Origin of the sequence: Sutcliffiella rhizosphaerae (assembly GCF_917563925.1) — a bacterium.
Lineage (GTDB): Bacteria > Bacillota > Bacilli > Bacillales > Bacillaceae_I > Sutcliffiella_A > Sutcliffiella_A rhizosphaerae.
On the sequence record NZ_CAKJTJ010000040.1, the window covers coordinates 20,226 to 28,503 of the forward strand.

Here is an 8,278-nt window from a genome sequence, read left to right on the forward strand (position 1 = left end):
AAAATTCCTTAACATTAATTTAATTTATGCTGCTCTGTATTCCTTCTTCTCTTTTATTGGAGAACTTCTTAAATGTCCTACAATAAACTTACCAAATGGAAAACAGTTGAAAACTTTAGCAATAGCAACTGGTATGAAAATTCCAGCGCCAAAAAGAAGGATAATAAACAACCCCATATTCATTTTTGATAAAAAAGGAGTGATAATATCAAATCCAATATAATGAAGCAAATATATGGGAAAAGAATATTTACTAATAAACTTTACACTTTTCGGCACAGTTTTGGTATATGAAAATAAATAATAAAAGGCAAAAAACAATGAAACAGTATAAAACAAAATATCAAAGCGAACAGAAGAGATTTGAGTTAAAGCACCAGTATTATAATTATTCAATACATAGTACAAACTTATTCCACTTGCAACAATTGCTACAGGAAATCCCCATTTACGTTTCTCCCTAATTTGAATTAAATATTTACCTGCATAATAAGCAACCGTAAAATAAAATATCCAACCTAAAAATGGTACGCGTACGAGTGAATACCATTCATGCATAATAGGAGGCATCAGATCAAAATTGAAATTAGCAGTATGCAAGTACCTTGCATTAATTATTAATGTAATGACTAGCATTATCCAAGCAGGGATACCTTTTAGAAATTTCACAAAAAAAGCATGGATTAAAACAAATTGTAAAATAATCAGGATAAAATAACCATGCCAATAAGCGTACTGAATATTAGTTAAGGTTTTATTTAGTACGAAGTTTGTTGTGGTGCTAGTTGTAACTACTTCATAAATTCCATACAAAAATGGTATGGAAAGGTAAGGTAAAAATAGATATAAAAATCGTTTTCGGAAAAATTTATCTGGTAAACGATTCCAATATGCGTTACCAAGAATTACTTCGAAAATTAAAATAAACATAGGTGTAGCAAACATCAAAGATATTTGTACAATTTTCATTATTTCTTTTGTAGAAACTGGTAAATCAAAGTTACCGAAGGTCCTTGTCAAAGTATGGATAAAAACGACACTTAAACAGGCAACAGCACGAATCCAGTAGATTTCGTTTATTTGTTTTTTCATGCTCTTCCTCCTTTGCGCCAAACACCAAATAGTTTAACATGAATAATAGAGGAATAGATGATTGTTACAAATTATTAATTATTCCGAAAAAATATTAATACACTTATTCGGAAATTTTAATCTTCGGATTTTGTCAAGTACTCCCATTAACTCTTGCTCCTTTTCAAACTAAGTATTAACGTGTAAATTCCTATACCAACAAGCGCCCCAACACTGTCAAGGATAACATCACTTACCTGCCCGCTTCTTCCTGGTACAAAAAGTTGATGTATCTCGTCAGATATCGCATAGAGTACGGAAATAGTAAATGCAAATAATATACTTTTCCAAAACTTAACTCCAGTACTTCGCAACGCATTAACTAACAATACCCCAAGAATCATATACGCAAAAAAATGAGCATTTTTTCTAATAAAATAACTCAGAGATTCCATATTCAAATCAGCTTCTGGCGCCAATTTTTGGATAGCTTCCCTAATAAAATGAGTTATCCCCCCACTTAAGTTCGCTGATTGTTCTGCATGCTGGGAAGAAAAAAAAAAAATAAGTGCCATCCAACTAACCACTGCCACATAGGATAGGGCTCTCCACAAGGTGTTCTTGTTTTTCATTCGACTACTCCTTGAAAATAGTTGTTTCATCTGTTACAACAAATTTTTCTTGCTCTACCTTTCAGCAGAAAAGTTTGCGTCTAAACAATACCAAGTATTAGTTGAGGATATTATACAGGATGCTGCTAGCTACTGCTAGTTGAACTTAGATATTTTTTAGTCTAATATAACATTGAATAAGCTCAAAATTTGTTAACATAACTATACAAAATGTTTATTTAAATTATTTATTATAGGCGCTTTTCTAATTGTTACAAGTAACCGGTAAAAAGATGGGTTCTGGACTTTTTACCGGTATGTTCATTGAAAACTTGTGCTTTTGACTTTAACAAAATGGCAGGAAAATAGCACGACAGTAACGATTATTACGAGTATCTAATAAAGTTCGTAAAAGCAACAAAGTTGCGAAAATAGCCTTTTTATATAGAAAGAAAAGTTCTTCATGGTACAAGCAATTCAATTATGCTACTATGGTAAAAAAGAAGGATAATGGAGGAAAAAGGATGGCAGTACTAGTAACAGGCGGGGCTGGATACATTGGTAGCCACACATGTGTAGAGTTATTGAATGCTGGCTATGAAATTGTAGTCGTAGATAATCTATTAAACAGTAATCTTGTTTCATTAGAACGAATTAAGGAAATTACAGGAAAAGACTTTCCTTTTTATGAGCTTAATTTATTGGATCCAAAAAGATTAGATGATGTATTTAGCAATCACGACATAAAGGCTGTTATCCACTTCGCGGGTCTGAAAGCAGTCGGAGAATCCGTGGAAAAGCCGTTATTTTATTACCAAAACAACATCACTGGCACTTTATATTTATGTGAAGTAATGCAAAAACATGGTGTAAAAAACATGGTCTTTAGTTCATCTGCAACAGTGTACGGTTTACCGGAAAGTGTACCGATATCAGAAAGCTTTCCATTAAGTGCAACTAACCCCTATGGCCAAACAAAATTAATGATTGAACAGATTCTCCGTGATCTTCATGTGTCAGATTCCGAGTGGAGCATTTCATTATTACGTTACTTTAATCCTATCGGAGCCCACGAAAGCGGTCGTATTGGAGAAAACCCTAATGGTATTCCCAACAATCTGATGCCATTTATCACTCAAGTAGCAATCGGAAAACTGCAACAGCTTCAAATTTTTGGTAACAACTATGACACCATTGACGGAACAGGCGTACGTGATTACATCCATGTCGTAGATTTAGCAAAGGGGCATTTGAAAGCCTTAGATAAAGTAATGATGAGCAAGGGAGTAGACACCTTTAATCTTGGAACAGGAAAAGGCCACAGCGTGTTGGAGATGGTTCACGCTTTTGAAAAAGCTTCTGGAAATGAAGTACCATATACAATAGTAGAAAGACGACCAGGTGATATCGGAGAGTGTTACGCAGATCCTGCAAAAGCAAAAGATGTGCTCGGATGGCAAGCAGAAAAAGGGCTAGATGAAATGTGCGCAGACTCTTGGAAATGGCAGAAAAACAATCCTAACGGGTATGACGTATAAATCATTCCTCAAAAACCTTTAAATTTTAATATACCTTCTTTTTTAAAGAAGTATGGTCCTCTACTAACTATGCTTAGTATGAGGGCCTTTTTATAAAATCACTATCAAGAAGTAGTTATTAATGATCTTCTTATCCTTCATAACACAAATCCTGTGCTTCATTCCACTTACGCTCATGCCCATTAGTTTTGTGCTTCATATTGCACTACCTAAGATCAAAACCCTATGGATGACACAGCGGCCTATCAATTGCTTGGCAGGACGAATGATTACGACCCGTTCGAATCCCCTCCTAATTTTACCAAGCAATCCTCATAAAGAAATATGATTTCACACAAACTTCGGGTTCCCTACTGCTCCTTGAAAAACGATATTACTTTGTGAAAGCTGGTCCAAGTTGATTTCGGGGGCATCAATATTCCATATTCTAACTATCACTCAAAACTCCACTAGATGTTCTTTAAATGAAAAGTTACCACTCCAGTGGCTACTGTTGTTACTTCTTTTCCTATACAACCGCCAAGTATAACAGATAGAAAAATTGCTCCATCTCCCTCCCCCCTTTTGTTTTACTTCCTTTATTAAAAAATATGTATACATGTAAAAACGAAGAAACACCCTTACAACCACTCCAAAAAATAGCAAGTTTATTTTGGTAATTTTTTTAAAAAAATCTAGAAAAATCCATTCTCTAAATCGAACAATGCGAGTATAATTAATTTGTTGGGTAATAAATTTCATGCGAAATCGGGGGATTGTTTTAGTTGAAAAAGCATTTTTGGCTAAACGTAAGTATTGTATTTGCACTACTATTTTCACTTGTGAGTCCTGCTGTTACGTTTGCAGAAGAGACTACAGAAGAAACGACAGAAGAGAGCACACAAGTAGCAGCGACCATTCAAGCAAGCATACTCTTAACAAAAGCAGAGCAAACAGAGAATGGAGTCTTTCTGGAATGGGAAACAACGAGTAATTCAGATTTAACAAAGCTCACTCAAACTTTTTCAGTACTAAAAAACGGGGAATCGGAAACTATCACGGCACACGTGAATACTGATCAATCCTCTACTAACAAGCAGGTATTTAGTTACATAGATCCTGTAGAAAAAGAAACCCCTGTAGAGTACAGCATCTCCTGGACTGTGGACGAGCAATCTTTTACAAGCAACAGCATAAATGCGACTGTGCCGTCACCTCTTGAGGAAGAAGCAACAAAAGAGGACAATCCTGATTTAACAGAGGTTGAGGCAGACACAGAACCTGTAGTAGAAGTAGATACGAACCTGGAAAACGAAACTAGCGAAGCCGCTAAGGAAGAGACAACCCCAACTAAGTTACCTTCCCCTGCTCCTAGCTTACTCGATGTACCTGGTGTGGCATATGAAAGTGAGTTGTATTTGGACAAGTTTTTCGTAAACGAAAATTCCTTTACTGTTTTTTGGTTTGCATATGCAGAAAAGCAGATTGGAAGAATAGCGACCTACGAATTGTATTTAAACGAAGAGCTCGTTAAAAGGGATGGAACAAGATTTACAGAATATGAGTTTACAGGACTTACACCTGAAACTAGCTATGAAGTGAAGGTTAAAGCACTTAATTCGCAAAAGGTAGTACTTCTGGAAGAAACGATCCAAGTTAAAACTCTCCCTTTACCAAGAGGAGAGATAGTTAGCTTTCCTGATAAAAACTTAGAAGCGGCAGTTAAAGAAAATCTCCATATTGACCGTGACTTGTTTGAAAGTGATTTAGAAGGATTAACCTTCCTTTTCGCTCCGGAATATGGAATTAAGAAGATTAGTGGATTAGAAAAAGCTGTAAACTTGAAATACCTTACTCTTTACTATAACGAGATTACAGATCTTAAACCTTTAGCTAGTCTAACAAAATTAGAGCATATAGATTTAGATACAAACAAAATAAAAAATATTAGCCCGTTAGCTGGTCTAACGAAGTTAAATACTTTATGGTTAAATGACAATCCAATTTCCAATATTGACACTCTTTCTAAGCTGGAATATTTGGAGAATTTATTCTTGCATAATACAAGCATTACATCTTTAAAGGCTTTAGAAAATTTAGACCATATATCTACTATCACATTAGAGGGAACAAATATAGACTATTCAGAAGGTTCAGCGGATTTCTTGCTATTAAAGAAGTGGGCAGAAGCTGGGGTTTATATTGATGTGTTTGATGAAGAATACATCGAGCCACTTGATATTTGGATAGAGAGTACCTCTGAATCGACGATCACTTTAAGCTGGGGATATTATTTTGAGAATGAGGATGCATATGAGGAAGAATATACATTCCATGTTTATGTAAATGAAAAACTTTATAAGAAAACAAAAGAGACTTGGTTAACGATTACTGGCCTTCAGGCTCAAAAAGATTATGTCATAAAGGTGGAAATGTACGATAATAAAGGCAATTTCCTATTTGATACCATGGAAATGGCTCAAACCCTACCTGCTCCAACAGGAGAAATTGTTACATTTAAGGACGCTGCACTAGCAGAAGCTATCCGTAACCAATTAGGATTACCCAAACGGGATATCCATCAATCTGATATGGAACGTCTGGACTATTTATACACTGGAGATAATGGCGACATTAAGGATTTAGCCGGTCTGGAAAAAGCTATTTTTTTAGAAGACTTAGATATTAGTGATAACCAATTAAAAAGCTTAATGCCGCTTGCAAAACTAGAACACTTAGTTTCGCTATCTGCAGCAAATAACAAAATCAAAGATATTAGTGTAATAAAAAATTTAAATCTTTACTATCTTGATTTATCTGGAAATCCTATCTCAGATATTTCCGCCATCAGTAGTATGAAAGATTTAGAGACTTTATATTTACACTACACAAATATTACTGATATAAGTGTACTGCTTGAACTTCCATTCTTAAATGATGTAACCTTATTTGGAATTGATGGTCTTTCTTTTGAAGAAGGTACTCCTGAATACGAAGTTCTCCAAGAGCTTCTAAAACGAAATGTTACTGTCTATTTACATGAAGAGGATTTCTACGAGACTAGTGATCTAGAAATAAATGTAACGAACGTTACCTCAGACAGTATTGAAGTTAAATGGACTTACCTCGGCGAAGAAGAAGTTACTTCCTACATAATAGGTAAAAATGGGGATTTTTACGATATACTGGAAGAAACAACTTATTTGTTTGAGGGTTTAGAGGCAGATACCCATTATTCAATTGAAATAGTTGCTTTGGACGCTAATGGAGATTTTGTTGACTTTAACTTTATAGAAGTATCTACTTTACCATATGAGGAAGAGGAAGAAGGTAATAACACTTCGCCACCTCCAGCAAAAGAAACAGACAAAGAAAAACCAAAGAATGAAAATGTCGGCAAAACACCGACAAAAGTGGAGCCAACACCAGCGAAACCGAACACAAAAAATAAACTTCCAAACACTGCTACAAACTCCATGAACTTTATGTTCATTGGGTTGGCCCTTCTGGTTATTGGAATTGGTGCCGGCTGGTTTGGAATGCGTAGAAAAAAAGCATAAATGAATAACAAACCCGGACTAAGTTGAAAGATCAGTCCGGGTTTTTTTACAGTCTCCTTGGCTTTTCATTTGATACTGGTTCTTTTCCTGCATCTAGTTTAAAAAACATTTAAGTTTATTGTCCAAAAACAAAAAAGCTTTATAATTGAGCATTTCTATATTAGATTAGTGGATAATGAGCTTCTACGCGTGGGTGACAAAAATATGGTGGTCTTGGTCCAATTAATGACATGGACCATGTATAAGGATTATCTGCATATTGCATCTGGACCTTTTCATCAGTATCACTTACTAGAAGTAATTCCACACCATCTACTCTGTTATCTTCCATTGCTATCCCTCCATCCTGCTACTCTTATTTACCCTATTCAGCTTTTTCTTATATGAGCCAGTACTTTACCTAAACTAATCACGCCTATTCCCCATAAGCATATGGTAATGAGACTAATTTTTTCGGGAGGTATAAAATGAATCATTCTAATTATCCTCTACAACCAAACTATGGGAAAATTACCCGGTTTGAGGATATTCCGATTACAGTACCGGAACAGCGTCAATTACGGCAGCCTGGTTTAGAGAGACTAATGAATCCACGGCCAATTATAGAAAACCCTCAATACGAGGGAAGTGGAAAATTAACAGGAAAGGTTGCTTTGATTACAGGTGGGGATAGCGGAATTGGAGCAGCTACAGCAATCGCATTTGCTAAAGAAGGGGCAGACGTTGCGATTGCTTATCTGGATGAGCATGAAGATGCAAATCGAACCAAAAAACGCGTGGAAGAGCTCGGTCGTCAATGTTTGTTGCTCCCAGGGGATTTAAGGGAAAAAGAACAAGCAGTGGCAATTGTCGAGAAAACTATCCAAGACTTTAGCCGTTTAGATATTTTAGTAAATCATGTTGGCATTCAATTTCAACAGGATAGCTTATTAGATGTAACAGACGAACAGTTCGATGATACCTTTAAAGTAAATGTATATTCACACTTTTATACGACACGTGCTGCCTTACCTCATCTAAAGCCAGGAAGCTCTATTATTATGACTGCTTCTATCGTAGGCTATGCCGGAGAAAGCCAAATGATTGATTATTCTGCTACAAAAGCTGCAAATGTTGGTTTTACAAGAGCGTTGGCACGAAATGTCGTTGATAAAGGTATTAGAGTGAATGCCGTTGCACCAGGGAGAACTTGGACTCCATTAATTCCAGCCAGCTTTTCAGCAGATGATGTGGCAATTTTCGGTTCAGAAGCACCAATGAACAGACCTGCCCAACCATTTGAACTTGCGCCAACTTATGTTTATTTAGCCTCCGATGATTCGAGATATGTTACAGGTCAAACACTCCATGTGAATGGTGGAGAATGGCAATCTTCATAAAAACAAATTCACAATAAATAGAGGCTGGGACAAAACTAAAGAACACAAACAAAAAGACGAACAATATAATGGCCGACAATAAATACCGCTATTGATTTCCGTGCAAGACTTCGCTTTCCGCGGGTGACCCGCGAGCCTCC

Annotated in this window: 6 protein-coding genes; 3 read left to right on the forward strand and 3 right to left on the reverse strand. The window is 36.0% G+C overall.

All coding sequences use genetic code 11. The features are described 5' to 3' along the window. Positions 1 to 24: 24 nt before the first annotated feature. Entirely contained in the window at positions 25 to 1,092 is a 1,068-nt protein-coding gene (locus LRP81_RS20235) for an acyltransferase family protein (RefSeq protein ID WP_230504539.1), read from the reverse strand. 146 nt (positions 1,093 to 1,238) lie between these two features. Continuing rightward, positions 1,239 to 1,703, reverse strand: a complete 465-nt coding sequence (locus LRP81_RS20240) for a VanZ family protein (protein ID WP_230504541.1) — start codon at positions 1,701 to 1,703, stop codon at positions 1,239 to 1,241. Between the two features lie 503 nt (positions 1,704 to 2,206). Between LRP81_RS20240 and galE the strand changes: the two genes are divergently transcribed. Both galE and LRP81_RS20250 read left to right on the forward strand, forming a co-directional pair. Further along, positions 2,207 to 3,220 carry a UDP-glucose 4-epimerase GalE gene (galE, locus tag LRP81_RS20245; protein WP_230504543.1) on the forward strand — a complete coding sequence of 338 codons (1,014 nt, stop codon included), beginning with the start codon at positions 2,207 to 2,209 and terminating at the stop codon, positions 3,218 to 3,220. Positions 3,221 to 3,984: 764 nt separating this feature from the next. Continuing rightward, positions 3,985 to 6,759 (forward strand): leucine-rich repeat domain-containing protein, encoded by a 2,775-nt coding sequence (locus LRP81_RS20250; RefSeq protein WP_230504545.1) that lies wholly within the window; start codon positions 3,985 to 3,987, stop codon positions 6,757 to 6,759. 160 nt (positions 6,760 to 6,919) lie between these two features. Here the strand turns inward: LRP81_RS20250 and LRP81_RS20255 are convergent, their stop codons facing one another. Then, complete coding sequence (locus LRP81_RS20255) at positions 6,920 to 7,090, reverse strand: hypothetical protein (RefSeq protein ID WP_230504547.1); 171 nt, start codon at positions 7,088 to 7,090, stop codon at positions 6,920 to 6,922. Between the two features lie 136 nt (positions 7,091 to 7,226). Here LRP81_RS20255 and LRP81_RS20260 point away from each other — a divergent pair, with 136 nt between their 5' ends. Then, on the forward strand, positions 7,227 to 8,138 hold the full coding sequence (locus tag LRP81_RS20260) for an SDR family oxidoreductase (RefSeq protein WP_230504548.1): 912 nt from the start codon (positions 7,227 to 7,229) through the stop codon (positions 8,136 to 8,138). Positions 8,139 to 8,278 lie beyond the last annotated feature (140 nt).